This window comes from Mycobacterium hackensackense, from assembly GCF_025822555.1.
Lineage (GTDB): Bacteria > Actinomycetota > Actinomycetes > Mycobacteriales > Mycobacteriaceae > Mycobacterium > Mycobacterium fluoranthenivorans.
Genome location: NZ_JACKUC010000031.1, coordinates 60,203 through 85,869, shown reverse-complemented (window position 1 = coordinate 85,869; position 25,667 = coordinate 60,203). Strand labels below are relative to the sequence as shown.

The 25,667-nt window shown below is 68.9% G+C and carries 25 protein-coding genes; 16 read left to right on the top strand and 9 right to left on the bottom strand.

Features of this window, described 5'->3' with window-relative positions:
* Positions 1-61: 61 nt before the first annotated feature.
* Together H7J86_RS20515 and H7J86_RS20510 are read left to right on the top strand one after the other, a co-directional pair.
* Entirely contained in the window at positions 62-436 is a 375-nt protein-coding gene (locus tag H7J86_RS20515; protein WP_090354011.1) for an ArsR/SmtB family transcription factor, read from the top strand.
* The gene (locus tag H7J86_RS20510; protein WP_267293124.1) at positions 436-2,073 is read left to right on the top strand and encodes a SulP family inorganic anion transporter; all 1,638 of its coding nucleotides are present in this window, start codon (positions 436-438) and stop codon (positions 2,071-2,073) included. Before H7J86_RS20515 ends, H7J86_RS20510 begins: the two co-directional genes overlap by 1 nt.
* Positions 2,074-2,160: 87 nt before the next feature.
* Here the strand turns inward: H7J86_RS20510 and qcrB are convergent, their stop codons facing one another.
* The 4 genes from qcrB to ctaE are packed head-to-tail and all read right to left on the bottom strand — an operon-like array spanning position 2,161 to position 6,405.
* Positions 2,161-3,795: a cytochrome bc1 complex cytochrome b subunit gene (gene qcrB, locus H7J86_RS20505; protein WP_090353789.1), complete on the bottom strand. Its 1,635-nt coding sequence runs from the start codon at positions 3,793-3,795 to the stop codon at positions 2,161-2,163.
* On the bottom strand, positions 3,792-4,958 hold the full coding sequence (qcrA, locus tag H7J86_RS20500) for a cytochrome bc1 complex Rieske iron-sulfur subunit (RefSeq protein ID WP_187096062.1): 1,167 nt from the start codon (positions 4,956-4,958) through the stop codon (positions 3,792-3,794). The genes qcrB and qcrA overlap by 4 nt, the downstream gene beginning before the upstream one ends.
* A complete protein-coding gene (qcrC, locus tag H7J86_RS20495; protein ID WP_170847077.1) occupies positions 4,955-5,797 on the bottom strand; it encodes a cytochrome bc1 complex diheme cytochrome c subunit in 843 nt (280 codons plus the stop codon). The genes qcrA and qcrC overlap by 4 nt, the downstream gene beginning before the upstream one ends.
* Positions 5,794-6,405 (bottom strand): aa3-type cytochrome oxidase subunit III, encoded by a 612-nt coding sequence (ctaE, locus tag H7J86_RS20490; RefSeq protein WP_090353794.1) that lies wholly within the window; start codon positions 6,403-6,405, stop codon positions 5,794-5,796. Before ctaE ends, qcrC begins: the two co-directional genes overlap by 4 nt.
* A 147-nt stretch (positions 6,406-6,552) precedes the next feature.
* Here ctaE and trpD point away from each other — a divergent pair, with 147 nt between their 5' ends.
* Positions 6,553-7,623, top strand: a complete 1,071-nt coding sequence (trpD, locus tag H7J86_RS20485; protein ID WP_267293122.1) for an anthranilate phosphoribosyltransferase — start codon at positions 6,553-6,555, stop codon at positions 7,621-7,623.
* Here trpD and H7J86_RS20480 read toward each other — a convergent pair.
* Positions 7,607-9,391: a DEDD exonuclease domain-containing protein gene (locus H7J86_RS20480; RefSeq protein WP_235632664.1), complete on the bottom strand. Its 1,785-nt coding sequence runs from the start codon at positions 9,389-9,391 to the stop codon at positions 7,607-7,609. The genes trpD and H7J86_RS20480 overlap by 17 nt on opposite strands.
* A gap of 187 nt (positions 9,392-9,578) precedes the next feature.
* Between H7J86_RS20480 and H7J86_RS20475 the strand changes: the two genes are divergently transcribed.
* From H7J86_RS20475 to H7J86_RS20460, 4 genes are all read left to right on the top strand, one after another.
* Positions 9,579-9,800 carry a hypothetical protein gene (locus tag H7J86_RS20475; protein WP_090354012.1) on the top strand — a complete coding sequence of 74 codons (222 nt, stop codon included), beginning with the start codon at positions 9,579-9,581 and terminating at the stop codon, positions 9,798-9,800.
* A gap of 148 nt (positions 9,801-9,948) precedes the next feature.
* Positions 9,949-11,109, top strand: coding sequence for a peptidoglycan hydrolase RipC (gene ripC, locus H7J86_RS20470; RefSeq protein ID WP_090353797.1), 1,161 nt, complete (start codon positions 9,949-9,951; stop codon positions 11,107-11,109).
* A 1-nt stretch (position 11,110) separates the two neighbouring features.
* Positions 11,111-11,935, top strand: a complete 825-nt coding sequence (locus tag H7J86_RS20465) for a peptidase (protein WP_372517325.1) — start codon at positions 11,111-11,113, stop codon at positions 11,933-11,935.
* A 10-nt stretch (positions 11,936-11,945) separates the two neighbouring features.
* Positions 11,946-13,100: a glycosyltransferase family 4 protein gene (locus tag H7J86_RS20460; RefSeq protein WP_267293120.1), complete on the top strand. Its 1,155-nt coding sequence runs from the start codon at positions 11,946-11,948 to the stop codon at positions 13,098-13,100.
* Here the strand turns inward: H7J86_RS20460 and H7J86_RS20455 are convergent.
* Positions 13,097-14,878, bottom strand: a complete 1,782-nt coding sequence (locus H7J86_RS20455; protein ID WP_090353800.1) for an AMP-dependent synthetase/ligase — start codon at positions 14,876-14,878, stop codon at positions 13,097-13,099. The genes H7J86_RS20460 and H7J86_RS20455 overlap by 4 nt on opposite strands.
* Positions 14,879-14,974: 96 nt before the next feature.
* Between H7J86_RS20455 and H7J86_RS20450 the strand changes: the two genes are divergently transcribed.
* The 5 genes from H7J86_RS20450 (at position 14,975) to H7J86_RS20430 (ending at position 18,305) form a co-directional block, all read left to right on the top strand.
* Entirely contained in the window at positions 14,975-15,367 is a 393-nt protein-coding gene (locus H7J86_RS20450; RefSeq protein WP_267293118.1) for a polyketide cyclase / dehydrase and lipid transport, read from the top strand.
* A 38-nt stretch (positions 15,368-15,405) separates the two neighbouring features.
* A complete protein-coding gene (locus tag H7J86_RS20445) occupies positions 15,406-15,849 on the top strand; it encodes an SRPBCC family protein (protein ID WP_090353803.1) in 444 nt (147 codons plus the stop codon).
* Positions 15,850-15,866: 17 nt separating this feature from the next.
* Complete coding sequence (locus H7J86_RS20440) at positions 15,867-17,120, top strand: ArsA family ATPase (protein WP_267293116.1); 1,254 nt, start codon at positions 15,867-15,869, stop codon at positions 17,118-17,120.
* Positions 17,117-17,503: a hypothetical protein gene (locus H7J86_RS20435; RefSeq protein ID WP_090354015.1), complete on the top strand. Its 387-nt coding sequence runs from the start codon at positions 17,117-17,119 to the stop codon at positions 17,501-17,503. The genes H7J86_RS20440 and H7J86_RS20435 overlap by 4 nt, the downstream gene beginning before the upstream one ends.
* A gap of 100 nt (positions 17,504-17,603) precedes the next feature.
* Positions 17,604-18,305: a lysophospholipid acyltransferase family protein gene (locus H7J86_RS20430; RefSeq protein WP_090353806.1), complete on the top strand. Its 702-nt coding sequence runs from the start codon at positions 17,604-17,606 to the stop codon at positions 18,303-18,305.
* Between the two features lie 9 nt (positions 18,306-18,314).
* Here the strand turns inward: H7J86_RS20430 and H7J86_RS20425 are convergent, their stop codons facing one another.
* Entirely contained in the window at positions 18,315-19,556 is a 1,242-nt protein-coding gene (locus H7J86_RS20425; protein WP_267293114.1) for a glycosyltransferase 87 family protein, read from the bottom strand.
* 83 nt (positions 19,557-19,639) lie between these two features.
* On the opposite strand from H7J86_RS20425, the gene H7J86_RS20420 reads away from it, so the two are divergent.
* From H7J86_RS20420 to H7J86_RS20410, 3 genes are read left to right on the top strand one after another with little or no spacing between them, the layout of a single operon-like run.
* On the top strand, positions 19,640-20,524 hold the full coding sequence (locus tag H7J86_RS20420; RefSeq protein ID WP_090353809.1) for a hypothetical protein: 885 nt from the start codon (positions 19,640-19,642) through the stop codon (positions 20,522-20,524).
* Between the two features lies 1 nt (position 20,525).
* Positions 20,526-21,026: a polyadenylate-specific 3'-exoribonuclease AS gene (locus tag H7J86_RS20415; RefSeq protein WP_090353810.1), complete on the top strand. Its 501-nt coding sequence runs from the start codon at positions 20,526-20,528 to the stop codon at positions 21,024-21,026.
* Positions 21,027-21,078: 52 nt separating this feature from the next.
* Positions 21,079-22,464 (top strand): class II 3-deoxy-7-phosphoheptulonate synthase, encoded by a 1,386-nt coding sequence (locus H7J86_RS20410; RefSeq protein ID WP_187096059.1) that lies wholly within the window; start codon positions 21,079-21,081, stop codon positions 22,462-22,464.
* 6 nt (positions 22,465-22,470) lie between these two features.
* Here the strand turns inward: H7J86_RS20410 and H7J86_RS20405 are convergent, their stop codons facing one another.
* Complete coding sequence (locus H7J86_RS20405) at positions 22,471-23,697, bottom strand: protein kinase domain-containing protein (RefSeq protein WP_372517313.1); 1,227 nt, start codon at positions 23,695-23,697, stop codon at positions 22,471-22,473.
* Between the two features lie 45 nt (positions 23,698-23,742).
* On the opposite strand from H7J86_RS20405, the gene H7J86_RS20400 reads away from it, so the two are divergent.
* The gene (locus H7J86_RS20400; RefSeq protein ID WP_090353814.1) at positions 23,743-24,147 is read left to right on the top strand and encodes an Rv2175c family DNA-binding protein; all 405 of its coding nucleotides are present in this window, start codon (positions 23,743-23,745) and stop codon (positions 24,145-24,147) included.
* On the opposite strand, the gene H7J86_RS20395 is transcribed toward H7J86_RS20400, so the two are convergent.
* A complete protein-coding gene (locus H7J86_RS20395; protein ID WP_267293110.1) occupies positions 24,116-25,666 on the bottom strand; it encodes an alpha-(1->6)-mannopyranosyltransferase A in 1,551 nt (516 codons plus the stop codon). The genes H7J86_RS20400 and H7J86_RS20395 overlap by 32 nt on opposite strands.
* Between the last annotated feature and the right edge of the window lies 1 nt (position 25,667).

Here is a 25,667-nt window from a genome sequence, read left to right as displayed (position 1 = left end):
ATGCGCGATATGATGAATTGCGAATTTACTCAATCCATAGTCTGCAGGGAGTGTGCACGTCGTGCCCGACAATGTCCTGGACGGTCCGGAGCGACCGCTCTATGAGATCAAGGCCAACCTGTTCAAGGCCCTGGCTCATCCGGCCCGGATCCGGGTGCTGGAAATCGTGTCGATGAGCGACGACCCGGTCCCGGTGAGTGCCATCCTGGGCGACACCGATATCGAGCCGACCGTGTTGTCTCAACACCTCGCCGTACTCAAACGCCACCACGTGGTCCAGGGCAAGCGGGTGGGTAACGCGGTGTACTACCAGCTGGCGCACCCGAAGGTCGCCGAGTTGCTGCGCATCGCCCGGGTCTTCCTCACCGATACCCTGGCCGCCCGGCGCGACCAACTCGATGTCGTGCAGTCACTGCCCCCCATCGGCACGCGCTGATGAGCCGGTGGGCGCCGGCCGTGCTGGGCTTGCTGCCGCGGCGCGGTGACTACGCCGGCCTGTCCCGCTCCTGGCGCCGCGATGTGCTGGCCGGCCTCACCGTCGGCGTGGTCGCGTTACCGCTGGCGCTGGCCTTCGGCATCAGTTCGGGTGTGGGAGCCGCCGCAGGCCTGGTCACCGCGGTCGTGGCGGGGGTGGTGGCGGCGGTGTTCGGCGGTTCGCATGTGCAGGTATCCGGGCCGACCGGGGCTATGGCGGTGGTCCTCGCGCCGATCGTCACCCAGTACGGGCTGAGCAGCGTCGCCCTGGTCACCGTGCTGGCCGGCGTCGTCGTGATGGTCGCGGGGATCGCCGGGCTGGGCCGGGCGGTGACATTTCTGCCCTGGCCGGTGGTCGAGGGCTTCACCCTCGGCATCGCCGTCATCATCTTCCTCCAGCAGGTCCCTTCCGCGATCGGACAACCGGTACCTCCGGGCGAGTCACCCCTGGCTGCGGCGGTCACCGTGCTGGCCAGGATCGATCCGGCGGCGGCCGCCCCCGCGGCGGCGGTGGTGGCGCTGGTCGTGGGCCTGATGCTGGTCCTGCCGCGGCTGCATCCCGCGGTGCCGGCATCGCTGCTGGCCGTGATCGCGGCCACCGTCCTGGTCGCCGTCTGCGGGCTGTCGGCCGCCCGGATCGGCGCGCTGCCGGCACAACTGCCCACCCCGGTGTGGCCGCACACCGACCTGGGGGCGCTGCGCGACCTCGCCGGGGCCGCCCTGGCGATCGCCGCCCTCGCCGCGATCGAATCTCTGCTCTCGGCGCGGGTCGCGGCGACCATGTCACCGACCGGGCCCTATGACCCCAATCGGGAACTGTTCGGCCAGGGGCTGGCCTCCGTCGCCTCCGGCGTGTTCGGCGGTATGCCCGCCACCGGCGCGATCGCCCGCACCGCGGTCAACGTGCGCTCCGGGGCGCGCACCCGGGTGGCGGCGATCGTGCACGCGGTACTGCTGCTGGCGGTCGTCTACCTGGTCAGCGGTCCGGTCGGGGCGATCCCGCTGGCCGCGCTGGCGGCGGTGCTGATGGTGACCGCGTTCCGGATGGTCTCGTGGCCCACCATTGCGCGGATCGTGCGGTCCACCCGTTCCGATGCCGTCACCTTCGCGCTGACGGCACTGGTGACCGTCTGCTTCGATCTGATCGAAGCCGTCGAGATCGGTATCGCCGTCACCGCCGTGTTCGCGCTGCGCAGCCTGGCCCGACGCAGCAGCGTCACCCGTGAAGACCTGCCCGGCCCGGCTCAACCCGGTGACGAGCGGATCGCGCTGCTCCGGCTCGACGGTGCGATGTTCTTCGGTGCCGCGGAACGGATCTCGGCCACGATCATCGATGACCGCCACCCCGACACCTCGGTGGTGATCATCCGGCTGTCCCAACTGGGGATGCTCGATGCCACCGGTGCGAACACGTTGGCCGAGATCGCGCGTGAACTCGAATCCCGCGGTATCACCGTCATCATCAAGGGCATCCGGCCCGAGCATCGAGAGCTGCTCACCAATGTCGGGGTCATCGAGGCCCTGCGGCACGAGAATCACTTGGTCGACGACCTCGACGATGCCGTGGCCCACGCGCGCACCCACGTCACCGCCCGGTAGGGATCCCACCCCGGGGGAGGGGAGTGGTCCGCCAAAGCAGAAGGGCCCGCACAGCTTTCGCTGTGCGGGCCCTTCTGCGTCGTACTTCTAGTGGTGCCCGTTGGATCCGTTGCTGCCGGTGCCCTGATGCTCCCGCAGGGCGGTCAGCGCCCGGTGCTCGGCGGCGTGGGCCGCCTCGGTGAGCGCATCGTTCTCCTCGATGGGATCGGGGATCAGGAAGCTGCCGGTGCCCGGTGCTCCGGCGGAGCCCAGCTTGTTCATCTTCTTGGGCAGTGCTGCGCCCTGGTACTCCAGCGGAATCGGGTGTCCGTGGTCGTCGACCGGGCCGAGCGGCTGGTGCAGCTCGATGTAGGCACCGTGCGGCAGCCGCTTGAGGATGCCGGTCTCGATACCGTGCTCGAGCACCGCGCGGTCGCTGCGCTGCAGACCGATCGCCCAGCGGTAGGCGATGTAGTAGACGATCGCGGGCAGCACGACCATGCCGATGCGGCCGATCCACGTCGTCGCGTTCAGCGAGATGTGGAACTTCAGCGCGATGATGTCGTTCATGGCCGCCAGTGTCAGCAGCATGTAGAACGAGATCGCCATCGCGCCGATGGCCGTGCGGACCGGTGCGTCACGCGGACGCTGCAGCAGGTTGTGGTGAGCGTCGTCTCCGGTGAACTTCTTTTCCAGGAACGGCCACGCGATCAGCAGACCGAAGATCACACCCATCAGGACCGCGACACCGAAGACCGCGGGGATGGTGTGGCCGAACGGGTAGAACTCCCAGGGCGGCCAGATACGCGCCAGGCCCTCAGTCCACATCATGTAGAAGTCGGGCTGGCTACCCGCGGACACCTGAGACGGCTTGTACGGACCGAGCTGCCAGATCGGGTTGATCTGCAGCAGGCCGCCCATCAGCCCCAGCATGCCGGTGATGATGGCGAAGAACGCACCGGACTTCACCGCGAAGACCGGCATCACGCGCACGCCCACCACGTTGTTCTCGGTACGGCCGGGGCCGGGGAACTGGGTGTGCTTCTGGAACCACAGGATCATCATGTGCGCGGCGATCAGCGCCAGGATGATCGCCGGGATCAGCAGGATGTGCAGGGCGTACATGCGCGGAATGATGATGTTCCCGGGGAAGTCACCGCCGAACAGCGCCCAGTGCATCCAGGTGCCGATGACCGGGATACCCAGAGTGATCGAGCTCAGCGCGGCACGCAGGCCGATGCCGGACAGCAGATCGTCGGGCAGCGAGTAACCGAAGTAACCCTCGAACATCGCCAGGATCAGCAGCAGCGAGCCGATGACCCAGTTGGCCTCACGCGGGCGGCGGAACGCACCGGTGAAGAAGATGCGGGCCATGTGCACCATGATCGACGCCGCGAACAGCAGTGCCGCCCAGTGGTGGATCTGGCGGACGAACAGGCCGCCGCGCACCTCGAAGCTGATCTCCAGCGCCGACTCGTAGGCCCGCGACATCTGGACACCGCGCAGCGGCTGGTAGACGCCGTTGTAGGTGACCTCGGCCATCGACGGATCGAAGAACAGCGTCAGGTAGACACCGGTGATCAGCAGGACGATGAAGCTGTACAGCGCGATCTCACCCAGCAGGAAGGACCAGTGGGTGGGGAACACCTTGTTCAGCTGGCGGCGGGCCGCGGCGGAGGGATGGAACCGCGAGTCAATCGCGTCGCCCTGGTGGGCGGCGAGCTTGGCAAGGTCAGGGCTCATGATTTGCGCTCCCAGAATGCCGGGCCGACAGGTTCGATGAAGTCACCATTGGCGACCAGATAGCCGTCTTTGTCGATGGTAATCGGCAGCTGTGCCAGCGCCCGGGCGGCCGGACCGAAGATCGGCCGCGCGAAATGCAGTGCATCGAACTGCGACTGGTGACACGGGCACAGGATGCGGTAGGTCTGCTGCTCGTACAGCGACGAGGGGCAGCCCAGGTGCGAGCACACCTTGGTGAACGCGAACAGCTCACCGAAGTTGAAGCTCTCCTGGCCTTGACGCTTGACCACCTTGTGCATGTCATTGGGCTTGATCCGGATGAGCATCACCGGGTTACGGACACCCAGGGCGATCTCGCCGAGCTTCTCGTGCGATTCCACCGTGGTGCCGTCACCATCGGATTCGCGCCACGGGAACACCGTCTCCATACCGCCGGCGTCGATGTCCTCCGGGCGCATCTTCACGAACGGCGACTCGCCGGGCAGGCCCGTGGCACGGGCCAGGAAGATCGTCTCGCCGGTGAACCGCGGCGTCCAGCCCGAGGTCCACAGCACGGCCTTCTTGCCTTCGGCGGTCTGCACCACCGGCTTCCACGGGTTCTTGATCAGACCGCCGGCGAAGGCGACCAGGGTGCCGAGCCCGAACGCGCCGAGGCCGATGCCCAACGACAGCCCGACCAGCTTGCGCCGCTTGATGGTCGACGTCTCCAGGGCGTCACTCAGGTTGGCGGCGATGGTCTTGCGGTGCAGTTCCGGGGAGGCGCCGTCATGGCGGTCCTGGATGGTGATCTCTTCCGGGATGAACTTCTTCTGGTAGAGCACCGCGCCGACACCGATCGCCAGGATCGACAACCCGAACGTCAGGCCGTACAGGGGAGTGGCCAGCGAATAGGCCCACTCGCCCTTGGACCCGTAGGGCTGGTACTCCCAGGGCCAGAACAAGAAGACGAGCAGCAGGGCCAGACCGGCGAACCCGCCGAACAGCAGCCAGTACGAGACGGTGCGCGCGGCCCGCTTCTCGGCCTTGGTGCCCTCGATGGGCCAGCGCGGCTCCTTGTAGACGATCTCGACGCCGTCGAGCTTGCCGCCGAGCTCGAGGAGCTCCTCACGCGACATCTCGGCCAGCTGGGCGTCGGTCGGTATGTCAGGGGTGTTGGCGCTCATGCGCGGGCTCCGATCCACATCGCGACACCGATCGCGGCCACCATTCCGATGATCCAGATCGCCATACCTTCAGGCGCCGGACCGAATCCACCCAGTCCGTAGCCGCCGGGGCTGGGGGTGGCCGCAGCCTCCCGCACGTAGCTGACGATGTCGACCTTCTCCTCGGGGGAGAGCTGACGATCGGAGAACTTCGGCATGTTCTGCGGACCCGTGAGCATCGCGGTGAACACCTGCGCCGGGACCTTGGACGCCTCACCGAGATCGGGGGCGTACTTACCGGAGGACAGCGCACCACCCTTGCCGGTGAAGTTGTGGCAGGACGCGCAGTTCAGCCGGAACAGGTCGCCACCGCGCGCGACGTCACCATTGAGCAGTGACTCGTCGGCGATGTGCCCGTTGGCATCCCGCGGTACGACGGGACCGCCGCCGTTGGCTTGAACGTAGGCGCCCAGCGCGTCGATCTGGTGCTCGTCGAACACCGGGTCCTTGCGCGGGGCCTGGGCCTCGCCGCGCATCGCCGGCATGCGGCCGGTGGAGACCTGGAAGTAGACGGCCGCCTCGCCGGCGCCGATCAGGCTCGGGCCGCGGTCGGGCACACCCTGCAGATTGGCACCGTGGCAGCTGACACAGGACGTGTCGAACAGCTGCTTGCCGGTGCGCAGCAGTGCCGACTGTGACTCGTCGGCGACCGCCACCTGCGGGGTGGGGGTCAGCGTGGCCGCGACGGCGCCCGCGGCACCGAGGCCGACCAGCAGCAACACTGCCGCTGACAGGCGCCGGTGCAACCGACGGCGTGACTTGGTGGTCATCGAACCCCTTCTCATCGGCGAGCCGGTCATCGGACGAAGTAGATGACGGCGAACAACGCGATCCACACGATGTCGACGAAATGCCAGTAATACGAGACGACGATCGCGGCGGTGGCCTGAGCCGGCGTGAACTTGCTCATCCGGGTTCGCGCGAGCAGGAAGATGAACGCGACGAGACCGCCGATGACGTGCAACCCGTGGAAGCCCGTCGCCAGGTAGAAGACCGAGCCGTAGGCGCTGCCCGGGATGGTCGTGCCGTGCTCGACGAGGTGGATGTACTCGTAGCCTTGGCCGCCGACGAAGAATGCGCCCATCAGGAACGTGAGCACGTACCACCGGCGCAGCCCGAACACGTCGCCGCGCTCGGCCGCGAACACGCCCATCTGGCAGGTGAACGATGAGGCGATCAGCACGGCGGTGACGGGCACGGCCAGCCACAGGTTCAGTTCTGTGGGGGGCGGCGGCCAGACGCCGTGTGCTTGGGCCCGCGCAGTGAAATACATCGCGAACAGACCAGCGAAGAACATCAGTTCACTGGAAAGCCAGACGATGGTGCCGACACTGACCATGTTTGGCCTGTTCAGCGAATGTACGCGAGATGTGATCGCGGTTCCGGAGGTCCCTACAGCGCTCGTCACAGGTGCAAGTATGACGCTTTGTAGTTGATTAACTCCACCCGGGTTCCGAATTGGTCTCGATCGTGTCGGGCTCGGGTCGGGTGCGCGTCATACCGGCCTCGTGATCGGGCCGTGGGACCGTGCCCGACCGGGCGATAGCATCACCTGGTGCCTTCCGCAGAACCGCAACTCGACACCACCACCTGGCCTCAAATTCTGGGCCGGCTGACGACACACCAGGATCTGCTCCGGGGGCAAGCGGGCTGGGCGATGGACCAGATCATGACCGGTGCCGCGACACCCGCCCAGATCTCCGGGTTCGCCGTCTCGATGAAGATGAAGCGGCCGAACTCCGCCGAGGTCCGCGAACTGGCCGACACGATGCTCAAACACGCCCGGCGGCTGCCGTCGGGTGCGGTCGGCAACGACGCCGTCGACATCGTCGGCACCGGGGGCGACGGTTCCAACACGGTGAACCTGTCCACGATGGCCGCGATCGTCGTCGCCGCGGCCGGTGTGCCGGTGATCAAGCACGGCAACCGGGCCGCCTCGTCGCTGTCCGGCGGTGCCGACACCCTCGAAGCCCTCGGCGTCCGCATCGACCTGGGACCCGAGGAGGTGGCGCGCAGTCTGAGCGAGGTCGGTATCGGCTTCGCCTTCGCTCCGCAGTTCCACCCGTCCTACCGGCACGCCTCGGTGGTGCGCCGCGAGATCGGGGTGCCGACGGTGTTCAATCTGCTCGGCCCGCTGACCAATCCGGCCTCGCCGAGGGCCGGATTGATCGGCTGTGCCTGGGGGGAACTGGCCGAGGTGATGGCCGGGGTGTTCGCCGCGCGGGGATCCAGCGTGCTGGTGGTGCACGGCGATGACGGTCTCGACGAGTTGACCACCACCACGACCAGCACCATCTGGCGGGTGCAGGCGGGCACGGTGGAGCGGCTGACGCTGGACCCGGCCGCGTTCGGCTTCCAGCGGGCCGATCTCAGCGAGCTCATCGGCGGGGACGCGGAGGCCAATGCCGCGTCGGTGCGCTCGGTACTGGGCGGGGCGATGGGGCCGGTGCGGGATGCGGTCGTGCTGAATGCGGCCGGCGCGATGGTGGCGCACGCCGGACTGTCCGGCGACGCCAAGTGGGTCCCGGCCTGGGAGACCGGTCTGCGTCGGGCGGCCGAGGCGATCGATTCCGGTGCGGCCGAGCAGCTGCTGGCCAAGTGGGCCAGGTTCACCCAGAAAGCTTGACGGTAACGGCCTTTCGGGCCGGCGGGTCGATTCCGAACCGGTCGTCGGCGAGGTCGGTGCCGTCCTGCTGCTGCGCGGCCAGCCGGGCCGACCGCGCCGCCGCCGCCCAGTCGGCCCAGCGGGCGGCGGACCCGACGGGGCTGGCATAGCCCGGTTGGGCGCGCACGATGCGCACGCCGGGACCGGCCAGCCACCGTGCGATCAGTCCGGTCTCCTCGACCAGAGCCCCGCCCAGGGGTGCCGATTCGGTCAGAATCGTCTGTGCCGCAGCGCAAATGGCGTCCACCACCGGCATCGGGGGCACGCCGCGGCGCGCACATCCGGCCGACGCCAGCTGTCCGTGCCGGATGACCGCCAGCTCCCAGCCGCCGCGGCCGTCGGGCCGGGCGGCGACCAGTTCGTCGACGGCGGACAACGCCTGCAGCCGCTGGCCGCGGCACACCACGTCCACCGCGTCGGCCGTGTGGTCGCGCAGCCGGGCGGCACTCTCGTACCGGTGCAGGCCGGCCAGCGCTTCGATCTGGGCCAGCAGGGTGCCGAACGCCGAACTGTCGGTGCCCTCGATGAGCGCGGCGGCCGCCCGGGTCGCCGGGGCGTAGCCGGCGGCATCGGCGCCGCGCGGGGCGGGGCACGGGGCCAGTTCGTGGTCGGCGCAGGTGTGTTCGGCGGTTCGGGACAGCCGCGCCGTACAGGTGCGCACACCCGTCCCGCGGGCCAGGATCTCCGCGGTCGCGGCGGCGTCGCCACGCGCGGTGAACGGGCCGAGGGCGCGGGCGCTGCGCGGTGCCCGGACGACCGAGAAACGCGGAAACGCCTCATCGGTGAGCACGATCCACCACCACCGGCGGGGGAACTTGGAACGCCGGTTGTACGGCGGTGCGTGCGCGGCCAGCAGTCGCAGCTCACGCACCCCGGCCTCCAGCTCATGCGCGCACTCGACGTGGTCGACGCGGGTGGCCAGCGCCACCATCTCTTTCATGCGGGTGCGGGGGTCCGCTCCGGTGAAGTACTGGCTGACCCGGCGGTGCAGGTCCACCGCGGTGCCGATGTAGAGCACCTCGTCGCCCGGGCCGCGGAACAGATAGACCCCGGGCGTGCCGGGGATGCCGGTGGCCAGATGGCGCTTGCGGCGCTGGGGTGCGGCCTTGTCGGGCAGGTACGCGCGCAGTTCCGGGTAGGTGCGCACACCCTGGTTGCCGACCCGCTCGATGAGACCGTGCAACACGTCGACGGTGGCGCGGGCGTCGTCGAGCGCGCGGTGCGTGGGGGTGGTGCCGGCGCCGAACAGCCGGGCCAGCGCCGAGAGCTTGACGCTGGGCGCCTCGTCGCGGGTGAGCACCCGGCGTGCCAGCCGCACGGTGCACAGCACCGGCGGGCGCGGCCAGGTGAGCCCCAGCCGCTCGGCCGCGGCCCGCAGGAACCCGATGTCGAACCCGGCGTTGTGGGCCACCAGCACCGCGCCGCGGGCGAACTCCAGGAAAGCGGGTAGCACGCTGTCGATCCGCGGGGCGTCGTGCACCATCGCCGAGGTGATGCCGGTCAGCTGAACGATCTGCGGCGGGATGGCCCGGCCCGGGTCGACGAGCGTGGCCAGTTCACCGAGCACCACACCGCCGCGCACCTTGACCGCGCCGATCTCGGTGATGGCGTCATGGCCGTCACCGGCGGCCCGTCCGCCGGTGGTCTCCAGATCGACCACGACGAAGGTGGTGTCGGCGAGTGCGATATCGGCGAGCGGCTCGACATCGGCGAAGCTCAGCTGCGACACAGGGGAGACGGTATCTGGGTAGACCGACGAGCGGCGGGATCTGTCGGTACCCCTCGTTACGGTGCGGCACAGAGCGAAAAAGTCATCGCTGACCGAAAAGATTATGAGAGGGCGTGCCGTGAAGCCTGTAGAGCAGCCAACCGGGGAGACCGGGAACCGCCGGCCGGATCCGAGTCCCGGTCCGGACTTGGACACCGGCACGGTGGTGATCGACTGCGATGACTGCGCGGTGCGTGGTCCCGGATGTCAGGACTGTGTGGTCAGCGTGCTGCTCGGGGTTCCTGAAACTTTGCTGGACGACGAGCGCCGGGCGCTGGAGGTGCTGGCCGACGCCGGTCTGGCGCCGCGGCTGAGGCTGGTGCCGATCCGACGGTCGCAGGACAGAGGTGGTAGAACAGGTGTGGCGTGATGACACGCACACTCTGCGGAGGCAAAAATTCATCCCGATGGGCTGTTAAATTTGCGTCTCCTGTTGGACAAGCTCGATGCCGTTTCGTAACCTGTCTGAGACCTAATTGAGTTCGAGCGGATCGTAAGCAGTTTAAGGACGCAAAACCTTGAGGCCTGATCGCACACACCGACCAAAGCGTGGCGTCAAGAGAGCCCTAGTCGGTGCGTTAGCGAGCCTGACCGTCCTCGGTAGCCTCCTTGCCGGAGGTGTGCACGCCGATCCGGCCGACGATGCGCTGGCAAAGCTCAACGAACTTTCTCGGCAGGCCGAGTCAACCACCGAGGCCATGCACGCGGCACAGCTGGATCTGGACAACAAGCTGGCAGCACAGCATGCGGCCGAGGCCAAGCACGCATCCGACCTCGCCGCCGCCGATACCGCCAAGACTGCGCTGGCAACCTTCCAGACCTCGGTCAACAGGATCGCTGCCGCCCAGTACATGGGCGGCCGGACGGACGGCTTGGACGCCATGCTCACCGCCGCGTCGCCGCAGGGGCTGATCGACCAGCTCGCTGTGCAGCGGGTGATGGCCACCGAGATGTCGGCGCAGATGCAGAACTTCCGGACCACCAGCCTGCGGGCCGCGCAGGCTGAGACGGCCTCGGCCCAGTCGGCCGCCGACGCCAAGACGGCCGCCGAGCAGGCCGCCGCGGTGCGCGCCGATCTGCAATCCAAGCAAAGCAAATTGCAGGTCCAGATCGCCGTCGTCAAGTCCCAGTACCAGGTGCTCACCCCGGCGCAGCGAGAGGCGCTGGCCGCCATTCCGCCCGCGCCCGCCGCGCCGGCGCCGGCCGACGTACCGCCGCCCGCAGCGTTGCCGGGACAGGATCCCGCCATCCTCGCCGCGCCCCCGGAGAGCATCCCGCCCGGCGATATGGCGCCGCCGCCGGACGGTGCGGTGGTGCCCGGTGTCAGCGGTACCAACGAGGGCATGGCCGCCGTGCAGGCCGCGCTGACCCGAATCGGTTCGCCCTACTCCTGGGGTGCCGAGGGGCCCGGCGCCTTCGACTGCTCCGGACTGGTCAAATGGGCCTTCCAGCAGGCCGGTGTCTCGCTGCCGCACTCCAGCTACGCGCAGGCCGCCGGTGGCCAGCCGGTCTCGACCGACCAGATGCAGCCCGGTGACGTCATCTCCTACTACTCGGATGCCTCCCACGTCGGCATCTACATCGGCGACGGCATGATGGTGCACGCATCGACCTTCGGTGTGCCCGTCCGCGTCGCGCCGGTCAACAACGCGCCGATCTACAACGTCCGCCGTTACTGACCTGACCCGGCGGGCGTCGGCCCTCCTGCTCCTGGTTGTCGGGGTCCTGTCGGCCGGGTGCCGGCAGCCCGGTGGCCCGGCGACCACCTCATCGGCAGCGCCCACGTCATCGGCAGCGCCCACCTCATCGGCAGCAACGGCCGCGGCCGACACGCAGCCGTTGCCCCTCTCTGATGGCCGCACCGCACACCTGCGCGGCCTCGGCGGCGCCCACACCCAGCCGCTGCTGGACCGGATCGCCGGCGAACTCGACGCCGCCGCGGCGGCCGTCACCGCATTCTGGGGACCGGACTGGCCGCGGGATATCGTCGTGATCGCGACCGAGACCGATGAGCAGTTCCGGGTGCTGGGCTTCGACGGTCCCGATATCGCGGCCGCGACCACCGCCGACGGAATCGTGTTCGCGCCCGGGGCTGCCGCGATGAGTCCGGACTCCCTGCGGATCGTGCTGCGGCACGAGCTTTTTCACTATGCGGCGCGGGCCCACACCGCCGCCGACGCCCCGCGCTGGCTCGCCGAGGGGGTCGCCGATTATGTGGGGCGGCCGGCGACTCCGGTACCCGGGCCGGGCGCCGCGGCCACCCTGGCGCGGCTGCCCACCGACGCCGACCTGGACGCCGTGGGGCCGCAGCGCTCGGCCGCCTACGACCAGGCCTGGTGGTTCAGCCGCTATATCGCCGCCCGCTACGGTCCGGCCACGCTCAAAGCGCTGTACCTGCGGGCCAGCGAGCCTGGGCACCCGGACGTGGCGGTGGCGGTGGCCGACACCCTGGGCACCGGGTTGGACGGGGTACTGGCCGGCTGGCGGGACTGGATGAGCGGATAGCGTGGTCACGATGACTCGGGTTCTGCTGGTGACCAACGATTTTCCGCCGCGCCGTGGTGGCATCCAGTCCTATCTGGAGGCGTTCGTCGGCCAGTTGCTGCAGTCCGGCGGGCACGAGCTCACCGTCTATGCGCCGAAGTGGAAGGGCGCTCCCGAGTACGACAGTGCCGCCGGGCAGCTCGGCTACGACGTGGTGCGCCATCCCACCACGCTGATGCTGCCCGAGCCGACGGTGGCCGGTCGGATGCGCGCACTGATCGCCGAACGTGGCATCCAGACCGTCTGGTTCGGCGCGGCCGCCCCGCTGGCGCTGCTGGCACCGCTGGCCCGCACGGCCGGGGCGGACCGGGTGATCGCCAGCACGCACGGCCACGAGGTGGGCTGGTCGATGTTGCCGGTGGCGCGGAATGCCTTGCGGCGCATCGGTAACGACACCGACGTCGTCACCTATGTCAGCAACTACACCCGGGGCAGGTTCGCCTCGGCGTTCGGGCCCCAGGCTCGCCTGGAGCGGTTGTCACCCGGAGTGGACGTGGACCGCTTCGTGCCCGACTCGGTCGCCCGCGCCGAACTGCGGGCCCGGCACGGGCTGGGGGAGCGGCCGGTGGTGGTCTGCCTGTCGCGGCTGGTGCCGCGCAAGGGCCAGGACATGTTGATCCGCGCGCTGCCCGCCATCCGCGACGCCGTACCGGGCACCGCGCTGGTCGTGGTCGGTGGCGGGCCCTATCGGGACACCCTGCACACGCTGGCCCGCACGGTCGGGGTCGCCGACGATGTGGTGTTCACCGGCGGCGTCCCCGGCGAGGAGCTACCCGCCTATCACGCCATGGCCGACGTGTTCGCGATGCCGTGCCGCACCCGCGGCGCCGGTCTGGACGTCGAGGGACTGGGCATCGTCTACCTGGAAGCCTCCGCATGCGGGGTGCCCGTGGTGGCTGGCCGCTCCGGGGGTGCACCGGAGACGGTGCGCGACGGGGAGACCGGTGTGGTCGTCGACGGCACCGACGTGGCCGCCATCGCGGCTGCGGTCAGCGGTGTGCTGGCCGACCCGGATGCCGCTGCGGCAATGGGCGCCGCGGGTCGGCAGTGGGCCGTGCAGCACTGGCAGTGGAGCGCCCAGGGGGCGCGCCTGCACCGGCTGCTCAGCGGCGCCGAACCGGCTTAGGAGTACAGCGCCTCGATATCGGCCGCGAACTTCTCCGCGACCACCTTGCGCTTCACCTTGAGCGTCGGGGTGAGCTCGCCGGTGTCCTCCGTGAAATCCACCGGCAGGATCCGGAACTTGCGGATCGCCTCGGCCTTGGACACCGTCTGGTCGGCCTCGTCGACCGCCGACTGGATCTCGGCGATCAGGTCCGGATCGTCGGCCAGGTCACCGACCGTCGCGGCGGCATCCTTGCCGTTGCGCTGCTTCCAGCCGGGGAACGCCTCCGGGTCGATGGTGATCAGCGCGGCGATGAACGGCTGCTGGTCGCCCACGCACATGGCCTGACTGATCAGCGGGTGGGCCCGCAGCCGGTCCTCCAGCGCCGCGGGCGCGACGTTCTTACCGCCGGCGGTGACGATGATCTCCTTCTTGCGGCCGACGATGGTCAGGAACCCGTCGTCGTCGATCGCGCCGAGGTCACCGGTGTGGAACCAGCCGTCGGTGAAGGCGTCTTCGGTGGCCTCCTCGTTCTGCCAGTAGCCACCGAACACCACACCGCCGGAGACCAGCAGTTCGTCATCGCTGCCGAGCCGCATGCTGTTGCCCGGCAACAACTTTCCGACGGAACCGACCTTGAGCGCGCCGACCTGGTTGACGGTGATCGCCGCGCTCGTCTCGGTCAGGCCGTAGCCCTCGTAGATGGTCAGCCCGACACCGCGGTAGAAGTGCCCGAGCCGCGCGCCCAGCGGCGCGCCGCCGGAGATGGCGGCCCGGCAGTCCCCGCCCAGCGCGGCGCGCAGCTTGCCGTAGACCAGCGCGTCGAACACCGCGTGCTTGGCCTTGAGCAGCAGGCCGGGCCCACCCGTGTCCAGGGCTTTGCTGTACTCGATCGCGGTGTCGGCGGCAGGGCCGAAGATCCAGCCCTTCCCGCCGTCGCGGGCGTTCTGCTCGGCGGTGTTGTAGACCTTCTCGAACACCCGCGGCACCGAGACCACCAGGGTCGGCTTGAACACCCCGAACGTCGGCACCAGGTTCTTGATATCGCTGGTGAAGCCGAGGGCCACCTTGTTGGTGAAGGCCGCGACGGTGATGGCCCGCGCCAGCACGTGCGCCAGCGGCAGGAACACCAGCATCCGCTCGCCCTTGGCCAGCAGATCGGGGAAGCAGGCCTTGGCGCCGTGGATCTCCGAGAGCAGGTTGGCGTGGGTCAGCTGGCAGCCCTTGGGCAGGCCGGTGGTGCCCGAGGTGTAGATCAGGGTGGCCGGGTCCGAGGATTTGATGGCCGCGCGGCGGGCGTCCAGTTCGGCGGCGTCCACGCCGGCGCCCGTCTCGGCCAGGGCGTCCAGCGCCGCCACGCGCAGCACCTTGCGCAGCTGGGGCAGGGTGTCCCTGATCTGTTCGACGGTGGCGGCGTGCGCGTCGGACTCGGCGAACACCAGCACCGCCGAGGAGTTGTCCAGCACGTGGCGGACCTGCTCGGCCGCCGACGTCTCGTAGATGGGTACGGTGACCGCTCCGATGGACAGGATGGCGAAGTCGAGGATCGGCCACTCGTAGCGGGTGGCGGACAGGATCGCCACCCGGTCCCCGGCCTGCACGCCTTCGGCGATCAAACCCAAAGCGGCAGAACGAATCTGGGCGGCAGCCTGGGCGCAGGTGACATCGGTCCAGCCGGCGCCGGTCTGGCGCTGCAGGATGACATGGTTCGGGTCATCCCGTTCGTGCGCGTAGACGGCGTCGACGACGGTGTCGCTCGCGCCGATCTGAAACGTTGCCGGAACGCTGTACTCACGCACGATCTTGGCCCCTCTAGGTCCGTGGCGGAACTTCCGCGCGACAGCCTAGTCGCCCGCCTCGGACCGGCGGTATCGCATGTGTGATGCTGGACAGCCATGAGCAGCGTGCAGATCTCTGACGAGACCTTCGTATGCGCCGATCCCGACGATGTCGGGCGGGCGGTGAACGACCCGGCGAGCTGGCGCCGCTGGTGGCCGGATCTGCACCTGACCGTCGTCGAGGACCGCGGCCCGGTCGGGGTGCGCTGGACCGTCACGGGTGCACTGACCGGCACCATGGAGGTCTGGCTGGAAACCATGATGGACGGCGTCATCCTGCACTATTTCCTGCATGCCGAGCCGGCCGGGGCCTCCGCCCACGAGGTGGCCCGGATGGATCTGGCCAAGCTCAACCACGTGCGCCGGGTCGCCGGCAAGAACATGGCCTTCGAGGTCAAGACCCGGCTGGAGCGGCACCGGCCGGTCGGGGTGTCACGGCTGGCCCGATAGCGAGCAGCCCGTTTGGCGGTGCGGGTACATTTCTGTGCGTGGCAGAGAAGACGGCTCAGACGATCTACATCGATGCCGATCCCTCGACGGTGATGGACGTGATCGCCGATATCGGCTCGTACCCGGAATGGGTGGCCGAGTACAAGGAAGCGGAAGTGCTCGACGCCGACGGCGAGGGTAATCCCAAGACGGCCCGCCTGGTGCTCGACGCGGCGGTGCTCAAGGACACCATGGTGTTCGCCTACCAGTGGCCCGCCGACCGCACATCGGTGACCTGGACCCTGGTGTCCAGTTCGCTGCTGCGCGGTCTGGAGGGCGCATACAAGTTGTCGCCCAAGGGCTCTGGGACAGATGTCACCTATGAGCTGTCCGTCGACCTGCTGATCCCGATGATCGGCCTGCTCAAGCGCAAGGCCGAACGCCGACTCACCGACACCGCGCTCAAGGACCTCAAGAAGCGAGTCGAGGTGGGTGTGAGCTGAGTGGTGAGCAAGCACCCGTGCCCGCCCGGATCAGCCTGTTCGTCGGCAAGGGTGGGGTAGGCAAGTCCACGTTGGCCACCGCCACCGCCGTTCGTGATGCGCGCAGCGGGCAGCGGGTGCTGATCGTGTCGACCGACCAGGCGCACTCCACAGGGGACGTGCTCGGCGTGGTGGTGACCCCCACCGGCGACCGTGCGCCCACCCGGGTGCTCGCCGACCTGGACGCCGGGGTCGCCGATTCCTCCGGGGGTCACCTCGATGCGCTGGCCCTGGACACGCTGGCCCTGCTGGAGAACCGCTGGCGTGACATCGCCGGTCTGCTCGCCGACCGCTTTCCCGAATCCGATCTGGGAAATGTTGCCCCCGAAGAACTTTCGGCGCTGCCCGGAGTCCAGGAAGTGCTCGGCCTGTACGAAGTGGGGGAGCTGGCGGACTCAGGTCGCTGGGATCACGTGGTCGTGGACTGTGCCTCCACCGCCGACGCACTGCGGATGCTCACCCTGCCCGCGACGTTCGGCCTGTACCTGGAGCGGATGTGGCCCCGGCACCGGCGCCTGTCCCCGTCGAGCACCGACCCCGTATCGGCGGGTGTGGTCATGCTGGTCGAGCGGGTCGCCGCGGGCACCGAGTCGCTGTCGGCGCTGCTCGCGGACGTCGAGCGGGTGAGTGCCCACCTGGTGCTCACCCCGGAGCGGGTGGTGGCCGCCGAGGCGATCCGCACCATCGGGTCGCTGGCCCTGATGGGCGTGCGGGTGGCCGAACTGCTGGTCAATCAGATTTTGGTGCAGGACGATTCATTCGAGTACCGGAACCTGCCCGAACATCCCGCGTTCGACTGGTACACCGAGCGGATCGCCGAGCAGCGCACCGTCCTGGACGAGCTGGATGCCGCCATCGGCGACGTGCAGCTGGTGCTGGTGCCGCATCTGGCCGGTGAACCGATCGGGCCCAAAGCGCTCGGTGAACTGCTCGACGGTGCCCGGCGGCGCGACGGTGCGCCACCGCCGGGTCCGTTGCGGCCGGTGGTGGACCGGGAATCCGGAACTGGGCTCGAAGCGGTGTACCGGATGCGGCTAGAGTTGCCGCACGTGGATCCGGGTTCGTTGACGCTCGGCCGAGTCGACGACGATCTGATCATCGGTTCAGGCGGTATGCGCCGCCGGGTGCGGCTGGCCTCGGTCCTGCGGCGTTGCCTCGTCATCGATGCGCAGCTGCGCGGCACCGAACTCACGGTGCGATTCCGCCCCGATCGAAAGGTGTGGCCGGCGTGACTGGGGTGCACCACGATCTCCCTCCCGAACTGCGGCAGCTGGCGCAGGCCATCCTGGACCGCCTGGACCCGGCGGTGCGGGTGGCGGCTGCGCGCGCCGCGGCCGCCGGTGCCGGCCAGGGACAGTGCCAGCAGGTGTGGTGTCCGGTCTGTGCGCTGGCCGCGCTGGTGGCCGGCGAACAACATCCGTTGCTGTCGGTCATCGCCGAGCACAGCGTCGCCCTGCTCACCATCGTGCGCGCCATGGTCGCCGAGCCCGGTGCCGAACCCACCCCGCCGCCACCGGACGACCCGTCGGGCCCGCCGCGGCACGGCGGTGACCCAGACCCGGACCCGGCCCCGTCGGGTCGCTACGAGCACATCCCGGTGAGCTTCCAGGAGTGACGCGGGCCGACGAACTCTCAGGCTGCTGTGTGGTCGTCGCAACATTGCGTGGGTAAAGTTGTCGCGGAACGCTCGTCGGGGCGTCGGCGCAGGAGGGTCCATGTTTTTCTGGTTCTACAAGCACATCCTGATGGGCCCCCTGCTGCGTCTGCTGGGCAGGCCGAAAGTGCAGGGGCTGGAATATGTTCCGGACTCCGGAGCGGTCATCCTGGCCAGCAACCACCTCGCCGTCGCGGACAGTTTCTACCTGCCGCTGGTGCTCCGGCGCCGCATCACCTTCCTGGCCAAGTCCGAGTACTTCACCGGCACCGGCTTCAAGGGCAAGCTGACCAAGTTCTTCTACTCGTCGACCGGGCAGGTGCCGATCGACCGCACCGACGCCGATTCCGCCGCCGCCGCCCTGACCACCGCCCAGCGCATCCTCGCCGAGGGCAAGCTGCTCGGGATGTACCCCGAGGGCACCCGGTCACCGGACGGCCGGCTCTACAAGGGCAAGACCGGGCTGGCGCGGGTGGCGCTGGAAAGCGGGATCCCGGTGATTCCGGTCGCGATGATCGGCACCGATTCCGTCAACCCGCCCGGCAGCAAGATGTGGCACTTCGGCCGCGTCGAGGTCCGCTTCGGCAAGCCGATGGATTTCAGCCGTTTCGAGGGGCTGGCCGGTAACCGGTTCATCGAACGCGCGGTCATCGACGAGGTGATGTACGAACTCATGCGGCTGTCCGGCCAGGAATACGTGGACCTGTACGCCGCCGACGTCAAAGAGGGCAAGTGCCCGCAACCCGCCGCCAAGGCGGGCTGACCCGCCGACCTACGTCGCCGCGGTGATCTGCGGGTCGGCGCCGACCGGTGCGACCGGCCGCTCCGCGAGGCGCGGCGCCACGGTTCCGGCCACCGCGATCGTGGCCAGGCCCCACCACAGGTAGGACGCGCCGAGCAGGCGACGCCACAGCGAGGCCGCCGTCTCGTGGTGCTCGGGCATCAAGACGATCGGTGTCCACACCATCAGCGCGATCCCGACGGCACCCACCAGCAGCAGCGGCGCCGAACGCCGGCGGAACCCGAGCACCGAGACCGTCAGCGTCGCCGGCAACACCCACACCCAGTGGTGCGACCACGACACCGGTGACACCGCGAGCCCGAACAGAGCCACGCACATCAGGGCGAGCACCGGCTGGCCGGCCCGCAGCACCCGGTGGACGGCCCACACCGTCAGGCCGAGCACCGCGACACACGCCGCGGCCCACAGCACGAAGCGCTCGTCCTCGCCGATCCCCAGCCGGGCCAGCGTGCCCGAGATGTTCTGGTTGGTGTTCAGCGTCGCGTTGCCGATGCGGTCGGTGTCATGCAGCGTCTCGGTCCAATACGTCCACGAATCCCGCCACGCCAGGGCGAATCCGACGACGGTGGCCGCGCAGGCCGATGCCGCCGTCACCAGCACCGCGCGCGTATCGCGCCGCAACACGAAGTAGAGCAGGAACACCGCCGGGGTCAGTTTGACGGCGATGGCCACACCGAGCAGCAGCCCGCGCGGCCACGGAGTCTTGCGCGGGACGCAGTCGGCGATCACCAGCGCCATCAGCACCACATTGATCTGGCCGAAGGCGAAGTTGGACCGGATCGGCTCCAGGAAGACCACCGCCGGGGCCACCATCGCCGCGGCCAGCCAGACCCGGTGCTGCCACGTCGCGGCCACCTCCAGGCGGGTCAGCACGATGGTCATGGACACGATCAGCAGGACCAGCGTGGTCACGGTGATGGCCACACTGGCCGCGGGCAACGAGAGCCAGGCGAACGGGGCGAAGACGATCGCCGCCAGCGGGGGATAGGTGAACGGCAGGTCGAGGCCGGCCTGCGTCTGGAACTTGGTGCTGTCGGCGTACAGCGGGGTGCCGTTCAGCCAGGCCCGCCCGCCCATCCGGTACACGTCGATGTCGATGCGGTAGGGCTCATGGCCGAGCAGGCGCCATCCGGCCCAGGCCAGGGCGGCCAGGATCAGCAGCTGGACCAACCGCCACGCCACAGTCGTCCGTAAACCCGCCTGAGTGCTCATCTCGCCGCCCAGCCTATCGGGAGGGTCCGGCGCGCCGGACGGCGCAGGACGACTGGTGCCGCGTTTCGGTTGCAGGTCGGCGTATGTTCTCGACCGTGCATCTGCGGATCCAGCTCGACTTCATCACCGGCGATCGTCTGCCGCTGTTGTGCTGCCTGATCGCATTCATCCTCACGTTCTTCCTGACCCGCCTCATCGTCCGTTACATCCGCAGCCATCCCGCGGGCGACGCGCCGCGCAAGTGGTGGCAACCGCGCAACCTCTCGGTCGGCGGCGGCGTGCACCTGCACCATGTGGTGATCGGCGTCATTCTGGTGATGGTGTCCGGAGTGTCCATGGTGACCCTCGCGGTAAACGGTGGTGTGCCCGAATTCACGGTCGCGGCGGTGTTCTTCGGGATCGGCGCGGCACTGGTGCTCGACGAGTTCGCCCTGATCCTGCACCTGCAGGATGTGTACTGGGCCGAGGATGGCCGCACCTCGGTGGACGCCGTGTTCGTCGCGATCGCCGTGGCCGGCCTGCTGGTGCTCGGGTTCAACCCGTTGTCCTTCTTCGATATCGGCATCTGGCGGGCCGATGACACCTGGCAAGCGCGGGCCGTGGTGATCGCCGTCGCGGTGCTGACGCTGGCGCTGGCCGTGGTGGTGCTGCTCAAGGGCAAGGTGTGGACGGGACTGGTCGGCATGTTCATCACCCCGCTGCTGATCGTCGGGGCGATCCGGCTGTCGCGCCCGCACGCGCCGTGGGCGCGGTGGCGGTACACCACCCGGCCGAGGAAGATGCACAAGGCGCTCGAACGCGAGCGTCATCTGCGCCGGCCGGTGGTGCAGGCCAAGTTGTGGCTCCAGCACATCGTGGCGGGTGAACCACAATTCCCCGATGACGCGTTGGTCGACCAGGAACTGGACCGGGAGATCCACGCAGCCCCTGCGCCCGCGGCGCCCCTCGCAACCAAGGAAGCCCGCTGAGATGCGCTATTTCTACGACACCGAGTTCATCGACAACGGCCGCACCATCGAGCTCATCTCGATCGGGGTGGTGGCCGAAGACGGCCGCGAGTACTACGCGATATCCACCGAGTTCGATCCGGACCGGGCCGGCAGCTGGGTCCGCAAGAACGTGCTGCCCAAGTTGCCGTCGCCGTCGTCGAAGCTGTGGCGCTCGCGCAGGCAGATCCGGGCCGAGCTGGAGGATTTCTTCGATATCGACGGCGACGAGACCATCGAATTGTGGGCTTGGGTCGGCGCCTATGACCACGTCGTGCTGTGTCAGCTGTGGGGGCCGATGACCGATCTGCCACCGGCGATGCCCCGGTTCACCCGGGAGTTGCGCCAGTTCTGGGAGGAGCGGGGCAGCCCGCGGATGCCACCGCGGCCCACCGACTCCCATGACGCACTGGTTGACGCACGTCACAATCTGCGTCGGTTCCAGCTGATGAGTGACGACGGGGGCTGGGCCGCACGAGCCTGAGCTGGGCGTATGGCCGGTAAAATCGGCGTGCGGGCGCGGTTACCATAGAGCGGTGAACTGGACCGTCGACGTACCCATCGACCAGCTGCCGGAGCTGCCGGCCCTGCCCGAGGATCTGCGCCACCGCCTGGACGCCGCCCTGGCCAAGCCCGCGCTGCAGCAGCCCAGCTGGGATGCCGACCAGGCCAAGGCGATGCGCACGGTGCTGGAGAGCGTGCCGCCCATCACGGTGCCCACCGAGATCGAGAACCTGAAGGTGCAGCTGGCCGCCGTCGCCCGTGGCGAGGCGTTTCTGCTGCAGGGCGGGGACTGCGCCGAGACGTTCGTCGACAACACCGAGCCCCATATCCGGGCCAACATCCGCACCCTGCTGCAGATGGCGGTGGTGCTGACCTACGGCGCCAGCATGCCGGTGGTGAAGGTGGCCCGGATCGCGGGCCAGTACGCCAAACCGCGGTCCTCGGACACCGACGCGCTGGGGTTGAAGTCCTACCGCGGCGACATGGTCAACGGATTCGCCCCCGATGCCGCCGTGCGCGATCACGACCCCTCGCGCCTGGTACGGGCGTACGCGAATGCCAGTGCCGCGATGAACCTGGTGCGGACGCTGACCGCCTCGGGTATGGCATCGCTGCAGAAGGTGCACGACTGGAACCGCGAATTCGTCCGGACCTCGCCGGCGGGGGCCCGTTACGAGGCGCTGGCCGGTGAGATCGACCGCGGGTTGCGCTTCATGAGCGCCTGCGGCGTGGACGACCGTAACCTGCAGACCGCCGAGATCTTCGCCAGCCACGAGGCCCTGGTGCTCGACTACGAGCGCGCCCTGCTGCGGCTGTCCACCGAGTTCGACGAGCCGCGGCTGTACGACTTGTCCGCGCACTACGTGTGGATCGGTGAGCGCACCCGCCAGCTCGACGGCGCCCATATCGCGTTCGTGGAGACCATCGCCAACCCGATCGGCATCAAGATCGGTCCCACCACGTCGCCGGAGCTGGCCGTCGAGTACGTCGAGAAGCTGGACCCGCGCAACGAGGCCGGCCGGCTCACCCTGGTCAGCCGGATGGGCAACCAGAAGGTGCGCGACGCGCTGCCGCCGATCATCGAGAAGGTGCAGGCGTCCGGGCATCAGGTCATCTGGCAGTGCGACCCGATGCACGGCAACACCCACGAATCCTCCACCGGATACAAGACGCGGCACTTCGACCGCATCGTCGACGAGGTGCAGGGCTTCTTCGAGGTGCACCACGCGCTGGGTACCCACCCGGGCGGTATCCACGTCGAGATCACCGGTGAGAACGTCACCGAATGTCTCGGTGGTGCGCAGGACATCTCCGATGACGACCTGGCCGGCCGCTACGAGACGGCATGCGATCCGCGGCTGAACACCCAGCAATCCCTGGAGCTGGCGTTCCTGGTCGCGGAAATGCTGCGGGGCTAGCGCCCGCTAGTTCAGCAGCCCGGGCAGGTTGCTGCCGAGCGTCCACGCGCCGGCGGCGACCAGCCCGGTCAGGGTGACCAGCACCAGCAGCCAGATCATTGCGGCGCGCCTGGCCCGCTGGCGTGCCCACTCGAAATCGTCGATCGCGATCCCGGCGAATTGTGTTGGCACCGGCGCGTATTCGGGCTCGGTTTCCGGTTCGGCCAGCGCGCTGCCCAGCTCGTCGGCGAAATCGGCGCAGTACTCACGCGTCGGGTTCGGCACGTGCACGGTGCGCGCTCGGCCGTCGACCTGGTGGGTGGTGTGGGAGCCGAACATGGTGGCGGCCCGGTGCTGTGCCGACTGCTGCGGAGCCGGCACCCGGAACGGGGGCAGTCCCAACTCGTCGATCACCTCGGCCAGCGCGTCGGCCATATCGCCGGCGTCGGCGTAGCGCGCGGCCGGTTCGCGGTCGGTCGCACGCCCGACCAGTTCGTCGAACTGTCTGGGCACCCCGGCGATCGCGGCGCTCGGCGGCGGCACGTCGTGATCCATCCGCTGGTAGGCCACCGTCAGTGCGGTGTCACCGGTGAACGGGGTGACACCGGTGAGCAGTTCGTAGGCCAGCACCCCGACGGCGTACACATCGCTGCGCGGCGTGGACTCCCCGGTGCCGACCTGTTCGGGGGACAGGTAGGCGGCGGTGCCGAGAATCACACTCGTCGAGGTGATTCCGGCCTCGGCGACCGCACGGACCAATCCGAAATCGGCGATCTTGACCTCGCCGTCGTCGGAGATGAGGACGTTCTCCGGTTTGATGTCGCGGTGTACCAACCCGGCGGCGTGGGCCACCGCCAGCCCGCGGCACAACGGGGTCAGCACGGCGGCCACCGCGTGGGGTGGCATCGGCCCGCGTTCACTGAGCAGCTCGCGCAGCGTGCCGCCCTCGACCAGCTCCATCACCAGAAAAGGGGCCTGTCCGCTGGCCCCGCCGCCGCCCTGGTCGTAGACGGCGACCAGGGCGGGATCCTTGAGCCGCGCCACGGCTTTGGCCTCGCGCTGGAACCGGGTCAGGAACTGCTGGTCGCCGGAATACCGGGAATCCATCACCTTCAGCGCGACCGGCCGGTCCAACCGGACGTCCAGCCCGCGGTACACCGTGGACATCCCGCCGGACGCGATCGGCCCGTCCACGCGGTAGCGCCCGTCCAGCAAGGTGCCCACGAGCGGGTCGGCGCGCTGGTAGGTGTCCATCGAACACATGGTACGAGAGTCGGTCTGACCCCTAGACTCTGTGCGGTGAGCAGTATTCCGGCGGCCGACGACGTTCTGGACCCCGACGAATCCGTCTATGACCTGGCCGCGGTGTCGGCCCTCCTGGGCATCTCGGTGACCAAGGTGCACCAGCAGCTGCGCGATGGCCATCTGGTCGGCGTGCGGCGCAACGGTGCGGTGGTGGTGCCCAAGATCTTCTTCGATGACACCGGTCACGTCGTGAAGACGCTGCAGGGGTTACTGGTGGTGTTGCAGGACGGTGGCTACCACCAGACCGAGATCGTGCGGTGGCTGTTCACCCCGGACCCGTCCTTGACCATCAGCCGGGACGGCAGCACCGAACGGCAGCCCAACGCCCGACCGGTGGATGCCCTGCACTCGCATCAGGCCCGCGAGGTCATCCGGCGGGCTCAGGCGATGGCGTACTGACCTCGGGTTCCCGGTCCTCCGGCGTGGTGGCCAGCAGTCGCCACGCGCCGACCGCGCACGCGGTGGCCAGCGCGACGTGGATCCACGAGTACATGCCGTGGGACCCATCGGGTTTGAAGATCACCATGATCCACGTCGAGAAGCCGGCGATCAGCGCGATCGCCGCCCGGGACTGGGCGAGCGCCGACACCACCGCCAGCGGCCAGGTGTAGTACCAGGGCAGCGCGGCCGGCACGAACAGCACCACGACCAGCATCGCCAACGCGATGCCGGTCAACGCCTCGCGGTCGTCATGGCGGAATCGCCACCACAGCAGGGGCAGCGCGATCGCGATGACGGCGACGCCGGCGATTCGCGTGATGTCCAGCACGGCGTAGAAGTTGATCGGGATGAACAGCCCGCCAACGGTGTTGACGATGTTCGCGGTGGCCGTCGGAATGGTCAGCCAGTTGATGATCTTCACCGACCCGGCCAGCGCGGTGAGCCAGCCCAGGCCGACACCGGCGAGCCAGGACAGCACGGCGAACACGGCCACGAAGATCGCCCCCGAGGCCGCCGTCGCCACCGTGAACGCCTTGACCGGGCCGTACCCGTGCCGACTGCGCAGCTGCCGGGTCCACACCCAGACCATGAAGGGCAACGCGATTCCCGCGGTGGCCTTCACCGCCACGGCGATCGCGATCAGGCTCACCCCCCACACCGGGCGGCCGCCGAAGGTCAGGGCGATGGCGGCCATCATCAGGCCCACCATCAGCATCTCGTTGTGCACACCACCCATCAGATGGATGATCACCAGCGGGTTGAGCACGCAGATCCACAGCGCGACCGCGCCGTTGGCGCCGACGTGGCGCGCCACCCGCGGGGCGGCCCAGATCAACAGGGCGAGTCCGGGAAGCATGCACAGCCGCAGCAACATCGTGCCCTCGACGACGTGATTGCCGACGACCATCGTGACGAATTTCGCCACCAGGATGAAAGCCGGCCCGTAGGGCGCGGTGGTGGTGGTCCAGATGGGGGAGACGTTGTCCAGTAAGGAGTTCGGATTGTCGATGGGGCCGACCAGGTACGGGTCCAATCCGTCGCGCAGCAGCGCGCCCTGAGCCAGATACGAGTAGGTGTCCCGGCTGAACACCGGAACGCTCAGCAGCAGGGGAAGCAACCAGAATCCGGTGGTTGCCAGCATGGTGTATTCGGTCGCGGTGCGATCCACCACCCGCTTTCCCAGACCCAGCCACGCGATGAGCATCAGCGCCACACCGCCCCACAGCAGCACCGACGACAGCACCAGGCCGTGCCCGAACCGCAGCCAGGACAGGTGCAGGGACTCCAGAAGGGGATCGTGCAGCCGGGTGCTGCCCGCACCCAGACCACCCGCGGTGATCAGGACCGCACCCAGGAAGCCCAACCGTGCCGGACCGGCCTCGGGCGAGCCCGCGAACAACAACAGGCGGGCCAGGTGTCGGCGCAGTGCGCCCGCGGGCCCGTCCGGTTCGTGGCCGATCGTCGTCGGGGTGGTCATT